20 protein-coding genes, 1 tRNA gene and 3 pseudogenes are annotated in these 25,151 nt (G+C 41.5%); 13 read left to right on the top strand and 11 right to left on the bottom strand.

The features are described 5' to 3' along the window. Nucleotides 1-60: 60 nt before the first annotated feature. The 4 genes from J5X96_RS06450 (at nt 61) to fadD (ending at nt 5,076) form a co-directional block, all read left to right on the top strand. On the top strand, nt 61-2,007 hold the full coding sequence (locus tag J5X96_RS06450) for an ATP-dependent DNA helicase (protein ID WP_209362418.1): 1,947 nt from the start codon (nt 61-63) through the stop codon (nt 2,005-2,007). 2 nt (nt 2,008-2,009) lie between these two features. Continuing rightward, nucleotides 2,010-2,732, top strand: a complete 723-nt coding sequence (gene tsaB, locus J5X96_RS06445; RefSeq protein ID WP_209362416.1) for a tRNA (adenosine(37)-N6)-threonylcarbamoyltransferase complex dimerization subunit type 1 TsaB — start codon at nt 2,010-2,012, stop codon at nt 2,730-2,732. 31 nt (nt 2,733-2,763) lie between these two features. Continuing rightward, nucleotides 2,764-3,318: a Slp family lipoprotein gene (locus J5X96_RS06440; protein WP_209362414.1), complete on the top strand. Its 555-nt coding sequence runs from the start codon at nt 2,764-2,766 to the stop codon at nt 3,316-3,318. Between the two features lie 66 nt (nt 3,319-3,384). Then, entirely contained in the window at nt 3,385-5,076 is a 1,692-nt protein-coding gene (fadD, locus tag J5X96_RS06435) for a long-chain-fatty-acid--CoA ligase FadD (RefSeq protein ID WP_209362412.1), read from the top strand. A 267-nt stretch (nt 5,077-5,343) separates the two neighbouring features. On the opposite strand, the pseudogene J5X96_RS06430 reads toward fadD, so the two are convergent. After that, a pseudogene (locus tag J5X96_RS06430) lies at nt 5,344-6,730 on the bottom strand (cytochrome c peroxidase). A 290-nt stretch (nt 6,731-7,020) separates the two neighbouring features. Between J5X96_RS06430 and J5X96_RS06425 the strand changes: the two are divergent. Continuing rightward, nucleotides 7,021-7,097 (top strand) — tRNA-Val (locus tag J5X96_RS06425). A 490-nt stretch (nt 7,098-7,587) separates the two neighbouring features. On the opposite strand, the pseudogene J5X96_RS06420 reads toward J5X96_RS06425, so the two are convergent. Together J5X96_RS06420 and J5X96_RS06415 are read right to left on the bottom strand one after the other, a co-directional pair. Then, nucleotides 7,588-8,247, bottom strand: a pseudogene (locus J5X96_RS06420) (ABC transporter ATP-binding protein); the annotation flags it as partial. Nucleotides 8,248-8,256: 9 nt separating this feature from the next. Beyond that, a pseudogene (locus J5X96_RS06415) lies at nt 8,257-9,244 on the bottom strand (FecCD family ABC transporter permease). A 142-nt stretch (nt 9,245-9,386) separates the two neighbouring features. Here J5X96_RS06415 and J5X96_RS09765 point away from each other — a divergent pair. Continuing rightward, entirely contained in the window at nt 9,387-9,542 is a 156-nt protein-coding gene (locus J5X96_RS09765; protein ID WP_245193452.1) for a hypothetical protein, read from the top strand. Nucleotides 9,543-10,116: 574 nt separating this feature from the next. Here the strand turns inward: J5X96_RS09765 and J5X96_RS06405 are convergent. Then, nucleotides 10,117-10,611 (bottom strand): hypothetical protein, encoded by a 495-nt coding sequence (locus tag J5X96_RS06405; protein WP_209362411.1) that lies wholly within the window; start codon nt 10,609-10,611, stop codon nt 10,117-10,119. An 11-nt stretch (nt 10,612-10,622) separates the two neighbouring features. After that, nucleotides 10,623-10,970 (bottom strand): helix-turn-helix transcriptional regulator, encoded by a 348-nt coding sequence (locus J5X96_RS06400; protein ID WP_209362409.1) that lies wholly within the window; start codon nt 10,968-10,970, stop codon nt 10,623-10,625. A 181-nt stretch (nt 10,971-11,151) separates the two neighbouring features. Here J5X96_RS06400 and J5X96_RS06395 point away from each other — a divergent pair, with 181 nt between their 5' ends. Then, nucleotides 11,152-11,334, top strand: coding sequence for a type II toxin-antitoxin system HicA family toxin (locus tag J5X96_RS06395; protein ID WP_111277555.1), 183 nt, complete (start codon nt 11,152-11,154; stop codon nt 11,332-11,334). A gap of 30 nt (nt 11,335-11,364) precedes the next feature. Further along, nucleotides 11,365-11,778, top strand: a complete 414-nt coding sequence (locus J5X96_RS06390; protein ID WP_111277557.1) for a type II toxin-antitoxin system HicB family antitoxin — start codon at nt 11,365-11,367, stop codon at nt 11,776-11,778. Nucleotides 11,779-11,896: 118 nt separating this feature from the next. Here J5X96_RS06390 and J5X96_RS06385 read toward each other — a convergent pair whose 3' ends face one another. From J5X96_RS06385 to purE, 3 genes are all read right to left on the bottom strand, one after another. Further along, nucleotides 11,897-13,087, bottom strand: a complete 1,191-nt coding sequence (locus J5X96_RS06385) for an amino acid aminotransferase (protein WP_209362407.1) — start codon at nt 13,085-13,087, stop codon at nt 11,897-11,899. Between the two features lie 89 nt (nt 13,088-13,176). Continuing rightward, the gene (gene purK, locus J5X96_RS06380; RefSeq protein ID WP_209362405.1) at nt 13,177-14,265 is read right to left on the bottom strand and encodes a 5-(carboxyamino)imidazole ribonucleotide synthase; all 1,089 of its coding nucleotides are present in this window, start codon (nt 14,263-14,265) and stop codon (nt 13,177-13,179) included. 140 nt (nt 14,266-14,405) lie between these two features. Further along, nucleotides 14,406-14,903: a 5-(carboxyamino)imidazole ribonucleotide mutase gene (gene purE / locus J5X96_RS06375; RefSeq protein WP_209362403.1), complete on the bottom strand. Its 498-nt coding sequence runs from the start codon at nt 14,901-14,903 to the stop codon at nt 14,406-14,408. 152 nt (nt 14,904-15,055) lie between these two features. Here purE and pepN point away from each other — a divergent pair, with 152 nt between their 5' ends. The 4 genes from pepN to J5X96_RS06355 all read left to right on the top strand — a co-directional run bounded on the left by pepN (nt 15,056) and on the right by J5X96_RS06355 (nt 20,231). Continuing rightward, nucleotides 15,056-17,665, top strand: coding sequence for an aminopeptidase N (pepN, locus tag J5X96_RS06370; RefSeq protein WP_209362401.1), 2,610 nt, complete (start codon nt 15,056-15,058; stop codon nt 17,663-17,665). 77 nt (nt 17,666-17,742) lie between these two features. After that, nucleotides 17,743-18,762 carry a quinone-dependent dihydroorotate dehydrogenase gene (pyrD, locus tag J5X96_RS06365; protein WP_209362399.1) on the top strand — a complete coding sequence of 340 codons (1,020 nt, stop codon included), beginning with the start codon at nt 17,743-17,745 and terminating at the stop codon, nt 18,760-18,762. A 12-nt stretch (nt 18,763-18,774) separates the two neighbouring features. Beyond that, entirely contained in the window at nt 18,775-19,395 is a 621-nt protein-coding gene (locus tag J5X96_RS06360) for a Type 1 glutamine amidotransferase-like domain-containing protein (protein WP_209362398.1), read from the top strand. A gap of 8 nt (nt 19,396-19,403) precedes the next feature. After that, nucleotides 19,404-20,231, top strand: coding sequence for a PHP domain-containing protein (locus tag J5X96_RS06355; RefSeq protein ID WP_209362396.1), 828 nt, complete (start codon nt 19,404-19,406; stop codon nt 20,229-20,231). Nucleotides 20,232-20,288: 57 nt separating this feature from the next. Here the strand turns inward: J5X96_RS06355 and J5X96_RS06350 are convergent, their stop codons facing one another. Next, nucleotides 20,289-21,185 (bottom strand): LysR family transcriptional regulator, encoded by an 897-nt coding sequence (locus tag J5X96_RS06350; RefSeq protein WP_209362394.1) that lies wholly within the window; start codon nt 21,183-21,185, stop codon nt 20,289-20,291. Nucleotides 21,186-21,283: 98 nt separating this feature from the next. On the opposite strand from J5X96_RS06350, the gene topA reads away from it, so the two are divergent. Further along, nucleotides 21,284-23,890 (top strand): type I DNA topoisomerase, encoded by a 2,607-nt coding sequence (topA, locus tag J5X96_RS06345; protein ID WP_209362392.1) that lies wholly within the window; start codon nt 21,284-21,286, stop codon nt 23,888-23,890. 99 nt (nt 23,891-23,989) lie between these two features. Here the strand turns inward: topA and ftnA (J5X96_RS06340) are convergent, their stop codons facing one another. Both ftnA (J5X96_RS06340) and ftnA (J5X96_RS06335) read right to left on the bottom strand, forming a co-directional pair. Continuing rightward, the gene (gene ftnA / locus J5X96_RS06340) at nt 23,990-24,490 is read right to left on the bottom strand and encodes a non-heme ferritin (protein ID WP_021616226.1); all 501 of its coding nucleotides are present in this window, start codon (nt 24,488-24,490) and stop codon (nt 23,990-23,992) included. Between the two features lie 18 nt (nt 24,491-24,508). Then, on the bottom strand, nt 24,509-24,994 hold the full coding sequence (ftnA, locus tag J5X96_RS06335; protein WP_209362391.1) for a non-heme ferritin: 486 nt from the start codon (nt 24,992-24,994) through the stop codon (nt 24,509-24,511). Nucleotides 24,995-25,151 lie beyond the last annotated feature (157 nt).

Below are 25,151 nucleotides of genomic sequence, written 5' to 3'. Positions count from 1 at the left end.
TGATTCAGAAAAAAGGGGAAATCTGCTATACTGTGCCGACTTTTTAACAGGTGAAAAATAATGGCGTATTCAAAACAAATTAGCAAGGCGTTTTCCCCAGACGGTGCATTGAGCGCCCATATCAGGGGCTTTCATCCCCGCGCAGAACAGGTCGATATGGCGACGGCGGTGGGTAATGCCATTGAACAGCAAGGGGCGTTAGTGGTGGAAGCCGGCACAGGCACGGGCAAAACCTTTGCGTATTTGGCGCCGGCGTTATTGGCGAAAAAGAAAACTATTATTTCCACCGGTTCCAAAAATTTACAGGAGCAGCTGTTTAATCGTGACCTGCCAGCCATTCAAAAAGCCCTCGGGTACAGCGGCAAAATTGCGTTGCTCAAAGGGCGTGCCAATTATTTATGTTTAGAACGTTTGGAACAGGTGATTGCGCAAGGTGTACTGGGTGATCGCAATGTGCTGCATGATTTATCCAAAGTGCGCAAATGGCGCAATGCCACGAAGACCGGTGATTTGTCCAAATGTATTGAAATTGCCGAAGATAGCCCGATTTTGCCTCAACTCACCAGTACGGCGGAAAGTTGTTTGGGGAGTGATTGCCCCAATTATGCGGATTGTTTTGTGGCATTGGCGCGTAAAAAAGCGTTGAATGCGGATTTGGTGGTGGTTAATCATCATTTATTTTTTGCCGACATGGCAGTGAAAGAAAACGGCTTCGGTGAATTGATTCCAAATGCTGAAGTGATTGTGTTTGACGAAGCGCACCAACTGCCTGATATCGCCAGCCAATATTTCGGTCAATCGGTCACGTCCCGTCAACTTTTTGATTTGTGCAAAGACATTCAAATTACCTATCGCACCGAAGTGAAAGACATGAAACAGCTTGGTGTGGCGGCAGATCAGCTGTTAAAAATCGTGCAGGATTTCCGTTTAATGTTGGGAGAGGGGAATTTGCGCGGTAACTGGCGGCAAATGCTGCAACAAAGTGCGGTCAAAAAAGCCTTTGATTTTTTATTGGAAAAACTGAATTTCACCGCCGAAGTGGTGAAATTAGGCTTGGGGCGTTCACAAACGCTGGACAGCATTTTTGAGCGCATTGCCCAGTTACAAAATTTACTTAAACGCCTGACGGAAACAGAAATTACCGGCTATTGCTATTGGTTTGAATGTATCGGTCGCCAGTTTGGGCTGCATATTACGCCGCTTACTGTAGCGGATAAATTCGGTGAGCAAATGGCAAAACAAAAATGCGCCTGGATTTTCACCTCTGCCACCTTGGAAGTGGGCGGTACTTTTGCCCATTTTTGCCAGCGTTTAGGCATTCAACAGGCTGCGCAGAAAATTCTGCCAAGCCCCTTTAATTATGCAGAGCAATCCTTGCTATGCGTGCCACGTTATCTACCGGCAACCAATCACAGCGGCACGTTCACTCAATTAGGCAAGATGTTACTGCCGATTATCGAAGCCAACCAAGGCCGTTGTTTTGTGCTTTGTACGTCGTACGCCATGATGCGTAGCCTGGCGGATTATTTTCGTGAAAACAGTGAACTGACGATTTTATTGCAGGGCGAAACGGCAAAAACGACGCTGTTGGAACAATTTATTTCGCAATCGCACAGCGTGCTGGTGGCCACCTCCAGTTTTTGGGAGGGCGTGGATGTGCGGGGCGATGCGTTGTCGCTGGTGATTATCGATAAATTGCCGTTTACTGCGCCTGATGAGCCTTTGCTGAAAGCCCGCATTGAAGATTGCCGTTTGCAAGGGGGCGATCCGTTTAATGATATTCAAATTCCCGAAGCGGTGATTACCTTGAAGCAGGGCGTAGGACGGTTAATTCGTGATGTGACCGATCGCGGTGCTGTGATTATTTGCGATAACCGCTTGGTGATGCGACCTTATGGGGAAACCTTTTTACGCAGTTTGCCGAATTTTAAACGTACGCGGGATTTGCACAAAGTGGTACAATTCTTAACAACGTTAAAGACAGACGATAACAACGAATCAATATAAATATGAAAAATGTCACATTATTAGCTTTAGATACCGCAACAGAGGCTTGTTCTGTTGCTTTGTTACGCGGCGGTGAAAAAAAACATTTAGCGCAATTTGCACAGCGTGAACACACCAAACATATTTTGCCGATGGTGGATGAAATTTTGGCACAAGCAGGCATTACGCTACATCAAGTGGATGCCCTGGTTTTCGGTCGAGGTCCGGGCAGTTTTACCGGTGTGCGCATTGGCGCAGGGATTGCGCAAGGCTTAGCCTTCGGGGCTGAATTGCCGGTGATTCCGGTGTCCAATTTAGCCGCAATGGCACAAGCTGCCTATGCGCAATATCAGGCAGAAAATGTGCTGACAGCCATTGATGCCCGTATGAATGAAGTGTATTTTGCCCAATGGCAGGCACAAAAAGTGCGGTCAGATTTCGGCGAGTTTTTAGATTGGCAACCGGTTATTGCCGAGCAGGTGTGTAGCCCGTCAAAAGTCATTGAGCAGGTAGCTCAACAACATCATGAAAACGCCGTTTTAGTGGGAACCGGCTGGGCAGCTTATCCTGAATTAAACGAAGCGAATCTTGGTAAAACGACGGATATCACTTTGCCTTCTGCCTTATATATGCTGGATTTGGCGTTGCCAAAATGGTTTGCCGGCGAGACCATCAGCCCGTTGGAGATTGAGCCGATTTACTTACGCAATGAAGTGACGTGGAAGAAATTGCCGGGGCGAGAATAGATTTTAATCACCTTTTTAGAGGAGCATTAAAATGAGCAAAAAAATAGGGTTAATATTGACCGCACTTTCTCTTGTTTTAACCGGTTGTGTGTCGGCGCCACAAGGGTTAGAGCCAAAACAATTTGATGCGTTAAATTTAAATAACATCCAACCGCAAGATTATGATTGCCGTTGTGTGAAAGTGCGTTTGGGCGGCAAAGTGATTTCTGCTACTGCATTAAAAAATCAGACAAAAGTGGAAGTATTGAATCAAACGGTTGCCTATTTCTCCGCAAAACCGATGATTGATAGCCACAGCAACGGGCGTTTTATTGCCTACTTAAACGGCTTTGTGGATCCGGAAAACTTAAAAGATCAATACATTACCATTGCTGGCGTGCTAAGTGGCAAAGAGCAGGGCAAAATTGATCAAGCAGATTACAGCTATCCGGTTGTGCAAGCGCATCAATATCGTCTTTGGAAGTTAGTTCAAGAATATTATTACGATCCGGATGATATGGATGATTACGGGCCGTTTTATCCATACGGTTGGGGCGCACCGAGATTCATGTGGGCTGAACCACGTCTTCGCTATAATTTGTATTAAGTTTAGGTGGAATGTTAGAATTCCGCCTCATTTTATAAAAATAAATAAAAAAGATAAGGAATCATCATGACTAAACCTTGGTTTCAAAATTATCCGGAAGGTTCTGAGCATGAGTTGGACACCTCAGAATATGATTCGATTTTAGATATGTTTGATAAAGCGATTCGTGAACATCCCGACCGTGCCGCTTACATTAATATGGGACAAGTGTTAACGTTTCGTAAATTGGAAGAACGCAGTCGTGCTTTTGCGGCCTATTTGCAAAATGAATTGAAGTTGGAGCGTGGTGAGCGTGTGGCATTAATGATGCCGAATTTGTTGCAATATCCAATCGCCTTGTTTGGTATTTTACGCGCCGGCCTTGTGGTGGTAAATGTGAACCCGCTTTACACACCACGTGAGTTGGAACACCAACTTCAAGACAGTGGTGCTAAAGCCATTGTGGTGGTGTCTAACTTTGCTTCTACGTTAGAAAAAATCGTTTTTAACACCTCCGTGAAACACGTTATTTTGACCCGTATGGGCGATCAGTTGTCTTTCGGTAAACGCACATTAGTGAACTTCGTGGTGAAATACGTGAAGAAACTCGTGCCAAAATATAAGTTGCCAAATGCGGTCACGTTCCGTGAAGTGTTGAGTGTCGGTAAATATCGTCAATATGTGCGTCCGCAAATAGAACGCAATGATTTGGCCTTTTTGCAATACACCGGTGGTACGACGGGCGTAGCAAAAGGCGCGATGTTGTCGCACGGCAATATTATCGTGAATGTGTTCCAAGCCAAGTGGATTGCCTATCCTTTTGTGGGTGATCGTAGTCGTGAGCGATTAGCCATTTTGGCCTTGCCTCTGTATCATGTTTTTGCTCTCACCGTGAACTGCTTGTTGTTTATTGAATTAGGGGTGACTGCCGTATTAATTACGAACCCGCGTGATATTCCGGGTTTTGTAAAAGAACTGAAAAAATATCCGTTTGTGGCGATTACCGGCGTGAATACCTTGTTTAACGCCTTGTTAAACAATGACGAGTTGAAGAACGTGAATTTCTCTGCCTTAAAACTTTCTGTGGGCGGCGGCATGGCGATTCACCAATCTGTTGCAACCCGTTGGCATGAATTGACCGGTTGTAACATTATTGAAGGTTACGGCATGACGGAATGCTCTCCGTTAATTGCGGCCTGCCCGGTGAATGTGGTGAAGCATAACGGCAGTATTGGTGTACCTGTCCCAAACACCGATATTCGCATTGTGAAAGAGGACGGTTCTGAAGCAGCTCTCGGTGAAGCTGGGGAGTTGTGGGTGAAAGGCGAACAGGTGATGCAAGGGTATTGGCAACGCCCGGAAGCCACCGCAGAAGTGATCAAAGATGGTTGGATGGCAACCGGTGATATTGTGATCATGGATGAAAGTTACAGTTTGCGCATTGTGGATCGCAAAAAAGACATGATTTTGGTGTCCGGTTTTAACGTGTATCCGAATGAAATCGAAGATGTGGCGATGTTAAACAATAAAGTGGCTGAAGTCGCGGCAATCGGTGTACCAAATGACGTGTCAGGGGAAACCATCAAACTCTTCGTTGTGAAGAAAGAGGAAAGTTTAACCCGCGATGAATTACGACAACACTGCCGCAAATATTTAACCGGCTATAAAATTCCAAAAGATATTGAGTTCCGTGAGGAATTGCCTAAAACCAACGTGGGTAAAATTTTACGTCGTGTTTTACGTGATGAAGAAATGGCAAAACATGTGACAACTGCCTAAGTTATTTTATTAATCAATGCGAGAGAGAATGTCGCTTTACAGCACATTCTCTCCTTTATTTCTATGACATATCAAATAAAAGAATGTAACAGTTCGTAGCGTGCATCTTGATGCACGACCAAATTACGCACGGAACGTTATTTAACTCTTTCGGACATTCATGATTTCGTGCAACAAGTTGCATGCTACGATTCTAAAAAAGTGCGGTGAATTTTTACGGCGTTTAAAAATGTGTTGAAAATCCACCGCACTTTTTATTGATTGCGATTATTGCAATTTCTTACCTTCAAACTCACCATTGAGACTTTCTAAGAAAGACGTAATGTCATCAATGTCTTGCTGTTGCGGTTTCACATTGCTTTGGTATTGCAACATAATGCGAACAGCTTCTTTCAAGTCTTTTGCAGAAGCATCATGCATATAAGGCGCAGTTAATGCGATATTACGTAATGACGGCACTTTAAAGCGATGCATATCATACGGATCCTTGGTTTGTGCGAAACGACCTTGATCGGCTTCAGTGATTGGTGTGCCACGATCTTTGAAGTAATCACCGTAAATACCCATGTATTCATAAGATTGGCCGCCCATATTCACACCGGTATGGCAGGTATCGCATTTATATTTTTTAAATAATTCGTAGCCTTTTAATTGCTGTTCATTTAATGCGGTTTTATCGCCTTTTAAGTAGCGGTCAAAATCGCTATTTGGGGTGATCAAGGTTTTTTCATATTCACCGATAGCGTGGGTTAATGTCGCTTGGCTTACTTCAGGATACACTTTCAAGAATTCTTTTTGGAATTCTTCATCCTGTTTAAATTTCGCTACGATGTCATCCCATGAATGGCTGCCCATTTCGACCGGATTAATGGGTGGTCCTCCCGCTTGTGCGGCAAGATCGATTGCGCGACCATCCCAGAATTGAACAAAGTTAAATGCGGCATTAAATACGGTTGGGCGCATTGATACCCCCTTTTTTACCGTCAATACCGGTGGAGACATCTAAGCGGTCAACCCCACCTTTGTCAAGCTGGTGACAGCTGTGGCATTGAACGGTGCTATCTGCAGAGAGGCGGTCATCCATAAAGAGTTTGCGACCAAGTTCTACTTTGGCAGGATCGGTCATAATAGCATCGGGAATTGGTTGGATCAGATTGTGGGGATTGGCGCCTTGCGTATTTGCCGGCAAAAAGGCCTTGCGTTGCTCACGAATCCAATTTAATAACGTGGTTTTCTCACTGTCATCAGGGCGACTTCCCCAGTGAATATGGCGGAATTTAGCTACCGGCATTTCGTTATTTTCAATCACACGTTCAAGTTTTGCTAAATCCACTTCAGATAATTTACTCGGATCTTTTAAGCCATCCAGTAATTTATTTAATAAAAAGACGCGTTTACCTGATTCAATATCATGGCTTAAGACAGAATCTGCGAAGGGAAGGTTAGCGTAGAAAGGCAAATCAGCATTCGAGGTATGACAATACTGGCAACCATTATCAAACAAAATTTTGGCAATCTTCTGTTGTTCGGTAGAGTAATTACCCTCAGCAAGTAATTTTTCTGACTGTCCTTTATCATATTGATGGATATATCCAACAACGCCTAAATAACCGGCAATCGCAATGACGGCGGCTTTAAGTGCAAATTTTTTCATCCTTTGTGCTCCAATGTTAGAAAAGTAAAAATAGCAGCGCGATTTTGACGAAAAATGAAATCTAAATATATGATTTAAATCAATAAAAATGATTTGAAAAAACGATGGGTGAAATTGATTGCATTAATCAAAAAGAGGTATTTTATGAAATGACTTGTCATTGAAGCATGGTAAACCCAAACACCAAAAGGAAAATTCCGTTTTTTTGTATATTTTTTTTGCATTCAGTCAACAAATACGATAAAAAGCTTGTGTTAATACAAAAAGCTAGATATTATCGCACGCAATTTGCGACCGTAGCTCAGTTGGTTAGAGCACCACCTTGACATGGTGGGGGTCACTGGTTCGAGTCCAGCCGGTCGCACCATCTTTTCTTTTCATAAAGCATCATAAAGTTCCATTCATCACATAAAATCAAACATTTATAGCCTTTTTGTTTGTTTTATTGTTTCATAGAGTTTCATTTAATTTTATGATTTTAGTATCACATTTGGTATCATAACTTCAATATTTCTGCGGTTGTAATACCAAAAACACGTTCGTGTTACGGATCTAAGATATAGCGATTCTAGAATCGTAGAGTGCAACTTGTTGCACGAAATCGTGAATATCCAAAAGAATTAAATAACGTTCCGTGCGTGGTTTGGTCGTGCATCAAGATGCACGCTACGCACGAGATCTTGAATTACGCATAGCCTATGATTTTTATAGTCTGGCTTTGACTGGCTATAAATAAAAAACAACCGCACTTTTTCAAGTACGGTTGTTTTATCTTTAATTAAGAATAAATTATTCTACGCCAATCATCACGGAAGTGGCTTTGATAATTGCGTAAGCGTCTTTGCCTACCGCTAAATTCCTTGGGTATTTAAGATGGCCACTTTGCTGTTTGGGATCACATCATGCAAAAGCATCGGGTGGTCGGGATTATGGGTGGTCATAATGATGGAAAATTGCTGATGTGATAACTCTTTAATCAGGCTCAAGGTTTTAAATACATTGCCGTAATCCAGGGCAGAAGTGGGTTCATCAAACAAAATCAGTTGCGGCTGTTGCACTAAAATTTTGGCTAAATTCACTAATTGTTTTTCACCGCTGCTCATTTGCATATAAATTTTGTCGGCAAAATGGCTGATACCCAGTTGGGCTAAGGCTTGTTCTGTGAGGTGATAATCTTCCTCACGCGGTTTGCCGAACAAACCTAGGTGAGCTGCACGTCCCAGCACCACATAATCCAATACCTTGTATTGATAAGTTTGCGGTGAATGTTGCGATACATAGGCGACTTGACGGGCAATTTGTTTACTTGTCAGATGCTTAATTTCTACATTATTGAGGAAAATTTCGCCCTGTTGTGGAGTGAGTAAACCGGCAATACAGTTCAGCAGCGTTGATTTTCCACGCCCGTTAGCACCGAGGATGGTAACCAATTCACCTGCATTCAACGTTAAGTCCACACCATTTAATAACGGAATATGAGGCTGATGTTGAAAATAAAGTTGGTTGATTTTTAACATATCGGCTCCTTATTCCGCGACTTTTTGCTTCACTAACACCCAAGCAAAGAACGGCGCACCGATAAAGCCTGTTAGAATGCCAAGCGGAACTTCTTGGGTATATAAGTTGCGGGCCAAGGTGTCGATAACCAATAAGAAAATGGCGCCGATCAGCGCGGAAAGCGGAAGGGTGCGAAGGTTATTGTCGCCGATAAACATGCGCGCCAAATGCGGAATAATTAAGCCAATCCAACCGATCGTGCCACTTAAACAGACCGCAGAAGCAGTGAGCAAGGTGGCAAACACCACCATAACGTTGCGTTCCAAACGAATATTGGCACCAATTAATTTTGCCTCCCGATCACCCAATGACAGCACATTAATGCGCCAGCGCATCATTAATAACGCGCCGGTAGTCAGCAAAATCATCGGTGAAAGCAGGCTCAGATTTTTGTAATCCACTTTGGTCAAACTCCCCATTTGCCAATATACAATATCAGCAAGTTGGGTTTCCGGGTCGGCGAGATATTTGATTAAACCAAGACAAGCCATCATAAAGTCGGAAATGATAATCCCGGAAAGCACAAGAATGATCGTGGAATCGCGCTGTACCAGCTTCGGCAGGCTCATAGTCATCAACACGGCAATTAAACCGCCTACAAACGCGAATCCTTGAATGGCAAACAAACCGAAACTGAGTAAAATCGCAATGGCTGCGCCAATACAAGCCCCACTGGATACACCTAACAGATCAGGCGGCACCAACGGATTGCGGAAAATCCCCTGAAAGGTTGAGCCTGGCACCGCAAGCGCAGAGCCCACTAAAATAGCAGCAAGAATGCGTGGCAAGCGCAGATTGAAAATGATGTTGTTTTGTACGTCACTGGTGTTATTGCCCATTAGGATTTGCACTACGATTTTCAATCGGAATGGCAAAACGTCCCCAAGACAAGGAAAACAAGGTAAGGCTAAAAAGCAATAAAATAAGCAGGATAAAAATCAATGTGTTTTTATTCATGAGAAAAGCGCGGTTAGTTTTTAATGTGGTTCATTATATATGAAATTATATACATCTTTATAATTTATTTTATATAGCGAAATTAAGGGAGTAGCCAAAACGAGTAGGAAACTGACCGCAATTTAAAGAATTATAGGTGTAGATGAGTAGTATCAATATTAACAAAGTTTCGGTTGAGTTTGGCGATTGGGCGACGCCACGTTATGATGGGGAGTATCCGCGTATTTCAACGGGATTTGCTAAACTGAAACTCGATACATTATTTGCTGAAATATCGCTCCCAGCCAATAATCGATGAATTAGGTATGTTGATAGAAGACTGGCATTTTCAGGTAATGAAGCGGGTCACGCCTGAGTTATTTGATATTTTCATTCTGATTTACGTAAAGTGTTGGGATAAAGCGGAAATATGGTAGTATCTCAATTTATCAAGACTAGAATATTTTAATCGCCTTAAAACGACGAAAATGTCGGTCGTTTCTGTTGATGTTGGCAAGCGGTGGGGTGGCGTGTGTTTGGGAGACGTAATATTTTGCTTTTATTCATAATAAAAAGCCGATTAAAATCGGCTTTAATACATAATTTGATTATTTTGCAGGGTAACTACGACAATGTTCGCAAACGCGTTCAAAACGTCCTTTTTTACGGCGAATATATGCGTTTACATGAACGGATCTTGGATATGAACAAAAAATCATATTTAATTCTCCATTAAAACTGACGAGAACGATATTGATTAATTGCTATAAAATACTTAGAATACACAGTGTTTCACTAGAAACGAGCATTTTATGCAATTGGAAGAGGGGCGTTCTCACTTCCATTCCAAGGCAATCTAAAATGTTGGTAGCATTTCAAATCGCCTAAATAATTCAAAAGTTAAGTTCTAACTGAGCGGGTTCATCCCTTAAGTTAAATAACTTCATCATAACAAGGGCAAAGTAATCAGCTTGTGTTTCTGCATCATCGAGTGATTCTATTGCCCTTTTTTCATCTGCCTTTAGGTAAATTGGTTCGTGTCTTAGTACAACGTGTCCCAATTCGTGGAAAAAGGTTTTCCAATCTTCTGGGTTATTTTTTACCGCACCATTGAATAATTTCTGTGGAATAAAAATCTTTCCTTGAATGGGAATGCTTAATCCCTTTGTTAGGAAGTGTTTTTTATTCCACTCGCGATTGGGCAAGATATGAACGGCAATATCTTCCATTGCGAGGTGATCGATAAAACGCTCAATGTTCAATTGACCTTGCTCAATTTGCGATAATTTAGAAAATTGCACGACGGCTTCGGTGGCAATTTCTTGATGGGTTCTACGTTGTACCATATGTCCACGTAATTTATATTGTTGATCTTCAACTTCTGCCATTGACTATATCCCTATTTAGCATTCAGAATTTTGTTAATTAAATCTAATTGCTCTTGCGATAAATCACTACGAGCAAAAGTTGCCATCATTTGTTTTTGACTTGGTTTTAAACCGTCTAGCTTGATTGAACCGTTTGCAATGTTGGCGTGATCTTCTAGATGTAAAAGATCGGCAGTATTAGCGCCTTTACTCACAAGATATTCTCGGATTTGGGGAACAATTTCCATTGGGATCTTTTTTACTCCAGTTTCAATCGCGCTTAAAAAAGAAATGGTTTTCCCCAAAGCTTTCGCCATTGTTGAAAGGGTTTCCCCTGTATCTATCCGCGCTTTGCGGATAATTTTTCCAAAGTTATTCATAGTCTTCCCCTTAGTAAGTTGTAGCATTATAGAGCGTTTAAAAATTAAATTCAACCAAAAAAGTGAAAAATTAAAACTCTAAAAGGTGATGAAAGGAGGTGTAATAACCATAAAATAATTGATTGTAATTTAATTATAGGTATAATAACTATATGATCAAACAGCATGGGAGCAAATCAATGTGGATAGTCGAAAAATAATTAAGATGATTGAAGCGGATGGTTGGATTTTTCACCATGCTACAGGAAGCCACTATCACTTTACTCATCCGATAAAGAAAGGGATTGTGACCGTTCCACATCCTAAAAAGGATTTAAAGAAAGGGACGGAAAATTCAATATTAAAACAAGCAAGGCTAAAATAGCCCTGTTATTAAAACAATAGAGGAAAGATTATGTTATATCCAATCGCAATTGAGCCAGGTGACGAAACTCACGCATTTGGTGTGATCGTGCCGGATATTCCTGGCTGTTTTTCTGCCGGTGATACGCTTGAAGAAGCTTACGCCAATGCAAAAGAAGCCATTGCCGGGCATTTAGAATTATTGGTTGAAATGGGCGAGGAAGTGCCTTTACCAACATCAATGGAAAATCATCGTAACAACCCTGATTTTACTAACTACGGTATGTTTTTTGGTGTGGTTGATGTGGATATTACGCATTTATTGGGTAAATCTGAAAAAATCAACATCACAATGCCGGCTTATTTAATTAAGCGTATTGATGATTTTGTTTCAACGCACCGTGAATATAAAAACCGTAGCAGTTTTTTAGCCAAAATCGCAGCAGATAAGATCTTATCTGCGTAATTTATTCCAACCCTTGGTAAGCGCCTATTTCAAGGGTTGGATTCATCCAAGGCTCGTAACCTTAACAAAAAACGGCATCTATTTCGATGCCGTTTTCTTTTTAAAGTGCGGTCAAAAATTACAACACTTTGACAATGCTTTCGCAGAGGTAACGAATGTTGTCTTCGGTAATGCCGGCAACGTTGATACGGCCTGAGCGCACGGCATAAATGGCAAATTCTTCTTTTAAGCGGTCAACTTGTTCTGCGGTTAAACCACTAAAAGAGAACATCCCGTTTTGGTTGATGATGAAACTAAAGTCTTGTTGTGCACCGTATTCTTTAAGCAACTCAACAAAACGGTGGCGCATTTTTTTGATGCGGTCGCGCATTTCGGAGAGTTCGTTTTCCCAGTCTTGGCGCAATTTTGCATCATTTAATACCAATGCAACGGTATTTGCCCCGTGAGAAGACGGGTTGGAGTAGAGGGTACGGATAATGACTTTCACTTGAGTTAATGCTGTTGCAGCAATATCAGAATTTTCCGCCACGACAGTGAATGCACCAACACGCTCGTTATATAAACCGAAGTTTTTAGAGAAAGAGCTTGCCACTAAAAGTTCTTTGTGGTTTTTGGCAAAGGCGCGTAAACCGTAAGCATCTTCTTCTAAGCCATGAGCAAAGCCTTGGTAAGCGAAGTCGAATAATAGCAACCAGCCTTTTTGTGCAGACATTTCAGCCAGTTTGTCCCATTGCTCTGGTGTCGGGTCGATACCGGTCGGGTTGTGGCAGCAACCGTGAAGTAAAACCACATCGCCTTCACCGGCTTGGCTTAAATCGGCAATTAAGTTGTCCCAATCTAAGGCTTTGCGTTCGGCATCGTAGTAACGATACTCGCGAATGTTAATGCCTACCGCTTTGAAAATTGCATTGTGGTTTGGCCAGGTTGGTGTGCTGATCCACACATTTTGGCTGTTAGTTTGGCGTTTAACGAACTCTGCAGCAATGCGGAGCGCACCTGTTCCGCCCAAACTTTGTACGGTTCTCGCACGATTGTTTTTTACAATGTCAGAATTCGCACCGAACAATAATTCTTTGGTACGTACGTTAAAATCAGCAACGCCATCAATCGGCAAGTAGTTTTTGGTATTTTCTTGTTCTAATAAACGTCTTTCTGCTTCTTTTACCGCTTTAACAATTGGGGTATTACCTTTGGCGTCTTTATAGACACCGATACCTAAATTAATCTTGTTACTGCGGGTTTCGGATTTAAATGCTTCGCCTAAACCTAAAATTGGATCCGCCGGTGCGGCAGTAATCTTTTCAAACATAGTGTTATCCTCGGATGGTGGGTGAAAAATTATTTTAGTTATACTGCTCGGTATTCTTTTTGACAAGCAATATGTTTCAAATATGTTAACTATATCAACTTATTTTTTGCCCATTGCAAACCAGATTGATACTCTTCCGGCAACTCTGTGGCGAGTTTGTCTAATTGGGCGATAATGACCTTTTTATCCGGATGCGAAAGGTTAATGTGTCCCACTTTACGCCCCGGTCGGACTTCTTTGCCATACCAGTGTAATTGTGCAAAGGGCGTATTTAGCCATTGTGGGTTATGCGCAGTGCCGATTAAATTCAGCATCACGCTTGGCGCAGAGACCTTTAATTCCGGCGTTGGTAAATCTAACAATGCCCGCAAATGCAATTCAAATTGACTCACAGCGCAGCCAAGTTGTGTCCAGTGACCGCTATTGTGTACGCGTGGCGCAAGCTCATTAATTAAAAGCTGATCGCCGACCACAAAACATTCCATTGCCATCACGCCCACATAATTGAGCTCATTCATGATTTTGCCTAACATCATTTCAGCTTGCTGTTGCTGTGCAGCTTGTTGTGGAAAAGTGACATCCATGACACTGTAACGTAAAATACCATTTTGCTGTAAATTGTGGGTGACCGGATAAAAACGAGTCTCGCCGTTACGGAAACGAGCACCCACGAGAGACACTTCATAATCAAACGGAATGAATTTTTCCGCAATGGTTTCCCCGAACAAGTCTTCCGTAATTTGCGCTTTATTTTCATCAGATACAATCCACTGCCCACGGCCGTCATAACCGCCCATACGGCGCTTAACGACAACTTTATCACCAATATGGTGAAATACCTCCGCCCATTGTGATGGTTCTTTTAGTAGACACCAAGGCGAAGTCGGAAGATGTAATTTATCTAATAAGGATTTTTGGCTTAAGCGATCGGCTAATTGTGCAAAGACTTTTTGATTGACGAAATTGGCGTGATTGCCAAGGAGGTTGGTGAGCGGCGTTTGTTCCCAACGTTCGATTTCAGCGGTAATAATATCATCAGGCGATAATTCAAATACGGGTGCATCGAAAGGCAACGGTTGAACCTGAATATCTAAAGGCGCACCGGCATAGCGTAACATTCTGCCGAGTTGTCCATTGCCAAGCACATAAATCGTCGGGTAGAGAGCGGATTTTTGCATAGTATTCTCATTGATTTTTATTGATGGCACAAACGTTCATGTTTGCACTACCTTTAGTTACTTATTAAAAAACACGGAAAAAAATGACCGCACTTTTTAGGTTGAGCATGGATAAAGTGCGGTAGATATTTTCGTTGTTTTTAACGTCGCGGGTCCGGATTGTCTAACACGCTTTGTGTTTGCGCCTGTCTGAACTCATGTAAACGCTTTGCTAATTCAGTATCATTCATGGCTAACATTTGTGCGGCTAATAAGCCCGCGTTTGCCGCACCGGCCGGCCCGATGGCTAAGGTGCCGACGGGAATGCCTTTAGGCATTTGCACGATAGAATAGAGGCTATCTACACCACTTAATATGGAACTTTTCACCGGTACGCCGAGTACGGGCACGATGGTTTTGGCAGCGATCATTCCTGGCAGATGGGCAGCACCACCGGCACCGGCAATAATCACCTGATACCCCTTTTGTTGTGCGGTTTCGGCAAACTGGAAGAGTTTATCGGGGGTGCGATGTGCAGAAACAATCTCTACGTGATAAGGAACCTGTAATTGATCGAGGATTTGCGTGGCTTCTTGCATGGTTGCCCAATCACTTTGAGAACCCATCACAATCGCGACTTTTGGGGATGTTAAAGACATTTTTGCCTCATTCTTGGAGATAAAAAACGGCGCTAGAATAGCATAATGCGCAAACGTTTGCGATAACTTTGGCAAAGAAAATCCATTTGCAACTTAATGCTAAAAATCATATCCTTAACGGCACTTTTTAGCCCTTAGAATTAGGTTGTTTTATGCTCGCTAAAGCCAAATATAGAAAAGATTATCAAACCCCCGATTTCACGGTAACCGATATCTATCTCGATTTTCAATTAGAACCGGAAAAGACCGTGGTGGTTGCCACAAGCCAATATCAACGTCTTAATCCAAACAGCAGCACCTTGCGCCTAGACGGACAGGATTTTCAATTTTCTTCCATTAAATTAAATGGAACACCTTTTACACAATATCAACAAGATCCGGAAAGTTTAACGCTAAATCTTGAGCAAATCGATGCAAATCAGTTTGAACTGGAAATCACGACGATTTTAAATCCGGCAGCCAATACATCACTACAAGGTTTGTATCAATCCGGTGACGCTTTTTGTACACAATGTGAAGCGGAGGGCTTTCGTCAAATTACCTACATGCTAGATCGACCGGATGTCTTAGCACGTTACACCACGAAAATTACCGCCGATAAAGCGAAATATCCTTTTTTACTTTCTAATGGCAATCGCATTAACAGCGGCGATTTAGACGATGGACGTCATTGGGTGGAATGGAAAGATCCCTTCCCGAAACCAAGTTATTTATTTGCGTTAGTGGCAGGCGATTTTGATGTGCTGAAAGATCAATTCATCACCAAAAGTGGTCGTGAAGTCGCTTTAGAATTGTATGTGAATCGTGGCAATTTAGATCGCGCTGATTGGGCAATGCAAAGTTTAAAACGTGCTATGAAATGGGATGAAGAACGTTTTGATTTAGAATATGACCTCGACATTTACATGATTGTCGCGGTGGACTTCTTCAACATGGGCGCCATGGAAAATAAAGGGCTCAATATTTTTAATGATAAATATGTGTTGGCAAATCCACAAACGGCAACCGATGACGACTATTTAGCCATTGAAAGTGTCATTGCGCATGAATATTTCCACAACTGGACAGGGAATCGAGTCACTTGCCGTGATTGGTTTCAACTAAGTTTAAAAGAAGGGTTAACGGTTTTCCGTGACCAAGAATTTTCCTCTGACACAGGCTCCCGCCCGGTAAATCGCATTAATAACGTGAAGTTTTTGCGTACCGTACAATTTGCTGAAGACGCAGGACCGATGGCACACCCGATTCGCCCGGAAAAAGTGATTGAAATGAATAACTTCTATACGGTTACTGTGTACGAAAAAGGCGCGGAAGTGATTCGTATGTTGCATACCTTATTAGGCGAAGAAGGCTTTCAAAAGGGCATGAAGTTATATATTGCGGAAAACGATGGCAAAGCGGCAACCTGTGAAGATTTTGTGTCTGCCATGGAGCGCGCCAATAATTTGGATTTAGCCCAGTTCCGCCGCTGGTACAGCCAATCCGGCACGCCAGAGTTGACCATCAGTGATCGTTACGATGAAAAAAATCACGTTTATCAATTACAGGTTTCTCAATTAACACCACCAACGGCAGATCAAATGGAAAAAGTGAATTTACACATTCCATTGAAAATTGCGTTATATGATGAAAAAGGTGCGGTACAAACCCTTTATGATGCCAATGGTGTTGTGGATAGTGTGTTAAACATTACTCAAAAAGACCAAACCTTTGAATTTCATAATCTTTACACTAAGCCGATTCCAGCCTTGTTATGCGATTTTTCTGCACCGGTGAAATTGGATTATGATTATTCCTCTTCACAACTGATTACCTTGCTAAAATGTGCTGAAAATGGCTTTATTCGTTGGGATGCGGCGCAGATGTTACTGGCTTCTGAGTTACGACGTAACGTCTCTCACTATCAACAAGGCCAACCGCTAGAATTATCGGCGGAAACGGCAGCCGTGTTTTATCAAGTTTTAGATAATTATCAAAAGGATATTGAGTTAACCAGTTTGATTCTCACGTTGCCGAAAGCGACAGAATTTGCGGAATTATTTAAAACCATTGATCCGGATGCCATCAGCGCTGCCAGGGAGTTTATGGCTGTCGCAATTGCAGACAGCTTACAAGAGGTATTGTTAAGAACTTACAACGCCATTCGTTTGGATGAATACAAAATCAATCGGGAAGACATTGCTTTACGCAAACTACGTAATGTCTGTTTAAGCTATTTAGCCTATACCAATATTGGCAATAATCTGGTGAACAAACATTACACCTATTCCAATAACATGACCGACACACTCGCCGCCTTAACTTCTGCGACACAAGCGAGATTGGCTTGTCGAGATGGTTTATTAGCGGATTTTGAGCAAAAATGGCATCATGACGGCTTAGTTATGGATAAATGGTTTGCTTTACAAGCGACTCGTCCGGAAGACAATGTATTGCAAAACGTCATTCAACTGATGGAGCATCCAAGTTTTAACTTTAACAACCCGAATCGCTTGCGTGCGTTAGTGGGAACATTTGCTAATCAAAACTTGAAGGCTTTCCATGCGATTGATGGTTCCGGCTATCGTTTCTTAACGGAAATTTTAATTAAACTGAACAAAAGCAACCCACAGGTGGCTTCTCGGTTAATTGAGCCGTTAATTCGTTTTGCACGTTATGATGCGCAGCGCCAAACCTTAATGAAACGTGCGCTAGAACGCATTAGTGAGACAGCGGATTTATCTCGCGATTTATTTGAGAAAATCGAAAAAGCGTTACAGTAAACATGAAAAGTGCGGTTAAATTTAACCGCACTTTTTCTATTCCTTTCACAGTTAACTCTCCGGAGAGATAAACGAATATGTATTCTTTCATTCGTAAAGGTCTTTTTGCCCTTGATCCTGAAGATGCCCATGATTTGGTGATAAAAGCCCTTGGCTTAGTGGCATACCCGCCATTTCATTTTCTCTTAAAACAACTTCTAAATTGCCCTCAAGACACACCGAAAACCGTCATGGGCATTGAATTTAAAAATCCTATCGGTTTGGCAGCGGGCGCAGATAAAAACGCGGAAGCGATCGATGGTTTTGGTGCCATGGGGTTTGGTTTCATTGAAGTGGGCACAGTGACGCCATTGGCGCAAGAGGGAAATGCCAAACCTCGCCAGTTTCGTTTGGTAGAAGCCGAAGGCATTATTAATCGAAACGGTTTCAATAATTATGGTATCGATCAGCTGATTGAAAATGTCAAAAAATCCCACTATGACGGCGTGCTAGGGATTAATATCGGTAAAAATAAACTGACGCCTTTAGAACAAGGGAAAGATGATTATCTGATTTGTTTGAATAAAGCCTATAACTACGCCGGTTATATTACCGTGAATATTTCTTCGCCTAATACGCCGGATTTGCGCCAGTTACAATATGGTGATTATTTTGATGATTTGCTAAGAAGCATTAAATCTCGTCAAAAAGAACTGGCTTCACAGCATGGCAAATATGTGCCGATTGCAGTGAAAATTGCACCGGATTTAACGGAAAGTGAGCTAATTCAAATTGCCGATACCTTGCTGCGTCATAAAATGGACGGTGTCATTGCGACCAATACGACGATTTCTCGCGACAACGTCACATATTTAAAAAATGCTGAGCAGCAGGGCGGATTAAGCGGAAAACCCTTACAACAGAAAAGCACAGAAATTATTAAACGATTATACCAAGAACTCAAAGGGCAGATCCCCATTATTGGCAGCGGCGGCATTGATGGTGTGCAAAATGCTCAAGAAAAAATCCAAGCAGGCGCCGAGCTTTTGCAAGTGTATTCAGGCTTGATTTATCATGGACCGAGATTAGTTAAAGAATTGGTTCAAGCAATTAAATAAGAGAGTAACGAGATGAAAACCTTATTTTTAACTTCTTATTTTTCAGGTGTGGGAAATCTGTTTAGAAATTTTATACAAGAACAAATATTAGCCAAACAGGTATTATTTATCCCAACTGCCGGCAATGTAGAGCATTATGTAGGCTATATTGATGAAGCGAAATATGTGTTTCAGACATTAGGATTCTCCGTAGATATTTTAGATATTGCCAATACATCTGAAGTGATTATCAAGGAAAAAATAAAACAAACACCATATCTGTATATTTCAGGTGGCAATACGTTTTATCTGTTACAAGAATTAAAGAAAAAAAATTTACTTGAGTTGATTAACTTACGAATTTCAGAAGGAATGGTGTATATCGGAGAATCTGCAGGAGCAATAATTACTGCTGGTAATATTAAATACAACCAAATTATGGATGATAAAATGGTTGCTTCCGAATTGACTGATTATTCTTCACTCAATCTCGTTAATTTTGCCATTGTGCCACATTATGGTGAGTTTCCTTTTGAAGAAAGTGCAATGGAAACCATTCGGGCTTATCAATCCACATACAATTTATTTCCAATCAATAATCATCAAGCGGTTATTGTTAAAGAAAATAATTATGAAATTAGAACAGAATCGTAGGTTAACACATGACAAAATACGATTTACATTGCCATAGTACAGCTTCCGATGGGATATTATCGCCGACAGAGGTGGTTTTGCGTGCTCATGAAAAAGGCGTGAATGTGCTGGCATTGACTGATCATGATACAGTAGCCGGCGTACCTGAAGCCCGTAAACAGGCTGAGGCGTTAGGCATTCAGCTCATTAATGGGGTAGAGTTATCGACCCTTTGGGAAGGTCATTCTATTCATATTGTAGGATTAGGGTTTGATCTTTCACATGAAAAAATGACCGCACTTTTGGCTGAACAAGCAAATTTGCGGGATAGTCGAGCGCAGGAAATCGGGGCAAAATTAGCCAAAGCCGGTGTGGCGAATGCCTATGAGGAAGCGAAAAAATTAGCCGGTGAGGGGGAGGTAACGCGAGCCCATTATGCCCGTCATTTAGTACAAATCGGTAAAGTTTCTAATGATGGTCAAGCCTTTAAACGTTATTTGGGGCAGGGGAAGTCGGCGTATGTCAAACCGCAGTGGGTTGATATTCCAACAACCATCGACGTCATTCATCAAGCCGGTGGGGTTGCCGTGTTTGCCCACCCGTTGCGTTATACGATGACTATGAAGTGGGTACGAAAACTGACGGAAAGTTTTAAAGCATGGGGCGGTGATGCCATTGAAATTTCCGGTTGTGGACAAAGTCGCGACCAGTATCAATTATTGGTAAAACTCGCGGAAGAACATCAACTTGCCGGCTCTATGGGGTCTGATTTCCATTTTCCTTGTGCGTGGGTGGAGTTAGGCAAACTTGCACCGTTGCCAGAGCATATTCCTTTTGTGTTAGACATAAAAAAATGACCTTGCTTAATTGTAAGGTCACGTAAAACGAAAATCCACTTAAAAACGACCGCTCTTTTACGGTTTTGTCTTACATAAATCCAGCCGAGTAATAAAATCAATGAAGGCTTTGACTTTCGCTGACAAATGACGGCGGTGTGGATAAACAATATGTAAATCCAACTCTTGTTGTCGGTAATCCGCTAAAATTTCCACCAATTTTCCTGAAGCCAATTCTTCCTCCACAAAGAAGCGCGGTGTGTTAATAATGCCAACACCATCAACACACAATGAAGCAAGGGTTAAGCCATTATTACACACCAGTTTGGAACGCATTTTAATACGCTGAATTTTATTGTGTTTGTTAAATTCCCAATAAATTTGGTTGCCTGTGGCTTTGTATAAAAGACAGTCGTGATGTTCTAATTCTTCCGGCGTTTGTGGTGTGCCATGTGTGGCTAAATATTCCGGCGAAGCGACAAAGTGCATTGAGGAGGTCGCAATTTTCTTTGCCACCAAGGAACTGTCTTGCAGATAACCAATACGCAAAGCTAAATCAAATCCTTCGCTGACCAAATCAATCATGCGATCGTTAAACTCAATTTCCATGTGTAAATTCGGATGGGTTTTAACAAAACTCGCTAAATTCGGCGTAATAAATCGCAAACCAAAATCCCGTGGGATAGAAACGGTTAAATTGCCTTGCAGAGAGGTGGAAAGATTACTGATGCTGGATTCAGCCTCCTCCAATTCCAATAGAATGGGTTGACAATGTTGATAATAGAGGCTGCCGGCCTCCGTTGGCACAATCTTACGGGTGGTTCGTTGTAACAAACGTGTTTTTAACTGTTCTTCTAATTGAGAAACCAATTTGCTTGCCATAGCAACGGAGATATTTTGCAATGCGGCCGCTTTGGTAAAACTTTGAGTTTCAATCACTTTGCAAAAAATTGAAATTGCGTTGAGTTTATCCATTTCTGATGCCTTTTGGAAAAAAGTAGTTGACCTACTTGAAGATAGTTAGCAATATAGCGGGCAATTTTATACAAGTTAATCGAAATTAGGTAATAATAATGACAAAATCCTTGGTTATTGTGGAGTCGCCGGCGAAGGCGAAAACCATTAATAAATATTTAGGAAACAATTATGTAGTGAAATCCAGCGTGGGCCATATTCGTGATTTGCCGACGGTGGGTTCCGCGACCGGAGAGAAAGCCAAACCTATTTCCACCAAAGGTCTTAGTGCGGAAGAAAAGCAAGCGATAAAACAACAAAAAGAACAAGATGCTTTAGTCAAACGCATGGGGATCGACCCATATCACAGTTGGAAAGCCAACTATCAGATTTTACCCGGTAAAGAAAAAGTCGTTGCTGAATTGAAATCCCTCGCCAAAAAAGCCGATCATATTTATCTCGCCACCGACTTGGATAGAGAAGGAGAGGCCATTGCTTGGCATTTACGCGAGGTGATTGGTGGCGATGATGAACGCTATAGCCGTGTCGTCTTTAACGAAATTACCAAAAACGCCATTAAACAAGCCTTTGAACATCCTGAAAATTTAAACATGGATAGGGTGAATGCGCAGCAAACGCGCCGTTTCTTAGATCGTGTTGTCGGTTTTATGGTGTCGCCGTTGCTGTGGAAAAAAGTGGCGCGTGGGTTATCTGCCGGCCGTGTGCAATCGGTGGCGGTGAAATTAATTGTAGAACGTGAGCGTGAGATTAAGGCGTTTGTGCCACAAGAATATTGGGAAGTTTCCGTTCTTACTAACACACCGAAAGGTGATGAAATTCAGTTAGATGTTGCGCAATTTAAAGGTAAAAAATTTGAGCCGAAAAATGCGGAACAGGCACAAAGTGCGGTGGATTTTTTAGCTAAATCTAATTATGTCATTTCTGATTTAGAAACGAAACCGACCAGTTCTAAAGCGCGCGCACCGTTTATTACCTCAACATTACAACAAACAGCCAGCACCCGTTTGGGTTTTAGTGTGAAGAAAACCATGATGTTGGCACAGCGTTTATATGAAGCCGGTTATATTACTTATATGCGTACGGACTCGACTAATTTGAGTCAAGATGCGTTAAATATGGTGCGCAGTTATATTGAAAAACACTATGGCGCACCTTATTTGCCGACCAAGCCGAATTTCTATTCCAGCAAAGAAAATGCACAAGAAGCCCACGAAGCGATTCGTCCATCAGATATTCAAATTGGTTCGAGTGATTTAGTGGGGATGGAAAAAGATGCTGTGCGTTTATATGATTTAATTTGGCGCCAGTTTGTAGCCTGCCAAATGCCGCCGGCTCAATATGACAGTACTACTTTAACGGTCAGAGCAGGGGATTACACCTTAACGGCCAAAGGGCGTATTTTACGCTTTGATGGTTGGACAAAAGTATTGCCACAATCCGGAAAATCAGCGGAAGATCAGGCCTTGCCTGATGTGGCCGTAAATACCACACTGAATTTGTTAAGTGTGGAACCTCAACAGTATTTCACAAAACCACCGGCTCGTTTTTCTGAAGCAGCATTAGTAAAAGAGCTGGAAAAACGGGGGATTGGCCGACCTTCAACTTATGCGGCCATTATTTCTACGATTCAAGAACGCGGTTACGTGCGTACAGAAAATCGCCGTTTTTATGCAGAAAAAATGGGGGAAATTGTGACCGATCGCTTAAATCAGTCGTTTGCTGATTTAATGAGTTACGATTTCACTGCCAATATGGAAGATGTGTTAGACCAAATTGCTTCCGGTACAAAAGACTGGAAAACGGAATTAAACCAATTCTTCAAAGATTTTTCTACGCAGTTAACAAAGGCAGAATTAGATGAATTAGAAGGCGGAATGCGCCCGAATAATTTGGTCGAAACAGATATTGTTTGCCCGACTTGTGGCCGTAATATGGCAATTCGAACCGCTAGTACCGGTGTGTTTTTAGGTTGTACCGGATATGCCTTACCGCCAAAGGAACGTTGCAAAACCACCATTAACTTGATTCCGGAAGCCGAATTATTAAACGTGTTAGATGAAGCGTCTGAAACCAAAGCATTAATGGAGCGTAAGCGTTGCCCGAAATGTGGTACAGCAATGGATAGCTATATTCTTGATCCACATCGTAAATTGCATATTTGTGGTAACAATCCGAATTGTGACGGTTATTTAATTGAAGAAGGTAAATTCAAAATCAAAGGTTATGACGGCCCAGTTGTTGAATGTGATAAATGCGGCAGCGATATGCATCTAAAACTTGGTCGTTTTGGTAAATATATGGCTTGTACGCAATGTGATAACACCCGTAAAATTTTAAAAAATGGTGAAGTTGCACCACCAAAAGAAGACCCGATTCATTTCCCCGAATTGAAATGCGAAAAATCCGATGCGTATTTTGTACTCCGTGATGGTGCCAGCGGTGTATTTATGTCTGCGCATAATTTTCCGAAATCTCGCGAAACTCGTGCCCCGAAAGTGGCAGAATTGGCGTTGTATCGTGAGCGTTTACCGGAGAAATTGCGCTACTTAGCCGATGCACCACAAGTCGATCCGGAAGGCAACGTGGCCATTATTCGTTTTAGTCGCAAAGAAAAACGCCAATATGTTACCTCCGAAAAAAATGGCAAAGCCACCAAATGGATTGTTGATTTTGTGGATGGCAAGTGGGTAGAGCGGAAGAAATAATTGCGTGGAGTAAATTTCATCTGAAATTTAGCATTTATCGGATGAGATATGATAAAAAAGGCTAAGTTGTAAAACCTAGCCTTTTTTGTTTTAGAAAGATTAGTTGCTTGCTGTTGCTAATGCCGCTAAATCTTTATCAACAAGGAACAAGCCTTTACCATCTTCACCAAGAAGATTTAATTTATCCAAAATACGACTGAATAATTTTTCTTCTTCGTGTTGTTCTGCAACATACCATTGTAAGAAGTTGAATGCAGAGTAGTCTTTCTCTTCAAAAGTTCTACCAACCAACTCATTGATCTTACTGGTAATTAATTTTTCATGTTGATACGTTAATTCAAGAACTTCTTTTAATGATTTAAATTGATGTGGTGGCTCATCAATTTGAGTAATCACTGCCAACGCACCTGTTTCATTTAAATAGGTAAATAATTTACGCATATGTTGCATTTCTTCGGCTGCATGCGCAGATAAAAATTTAGCCGCGCCTTCAAAACCTTGTTGTTCACACCATGCACTCATTTGTAAATATAAATTTGAAGAATAAAATTCCAAATTCATTTGGTCGTTTAATAGCTTAATTACATTATTTGATAACATTTTATTTCTCCTAAATTCTTATAACGTTTTTAATTCACGATCAATGTAGTAAAGTGCGGTACCGCTTTCACCAAGAAGTTTGAATTTATCAACAATAGTGCTAAATAATTTTTCTTCTTCATGCTGTTCAGCCACATACCATTGTAAGAAGTTAAAAGTAGAGTAATCCTTTTCTGCAAAAGTAATCTCAACTAACTCATTAATTTTTGAGGTCACAAGTTTTTCGTGCTCAAGCGTTGTCTCAAAAACTTCTTTTAATGAAGTATAATCGTGTTTAGGTGCATCAATTTTACCTAATAAAGGCATTCCGCTGGTTTCACTGACATAAGTAAATAGCTTTTGCATATGTTCTAATTCTTCATCAGCATGACGAAGTAAGAACGCTGCCGCACCTTCATAACCATGGTTATCGCACCATGCACTCATTTGTAAATAAACATTTGATGAATAAAACTCAAGGTTAATTTGTTCATTTAATTTGGTCGTAATTGCTTTGCTAAGCATAACTAACTCCTTTCCTTAATGATTTATAAGACAATCACAATACAACTTAATTTGCTGGGCGCATTCTATACACCTAATTGATAATCGTCAAACTATTTTTTCATTTATACGTGATAACTTATTAATTTTAAATGTATTTATAACAACAACTATTCTC

The sequence above is a fragment of the Aggregatibacter sp. 2125159857 genome (genome assembly GCF_017798005.1).
GTDB lineage: Bacteria > Pseudomonadota > Gammaproteobacteria > Enterobacterales > Pasteurellaceae > Aggregatibacter.
Note: the sequence above shows the minus strand (reverse complement) of the source record. Positions and strands in the feature narration are given on the sequence as shown.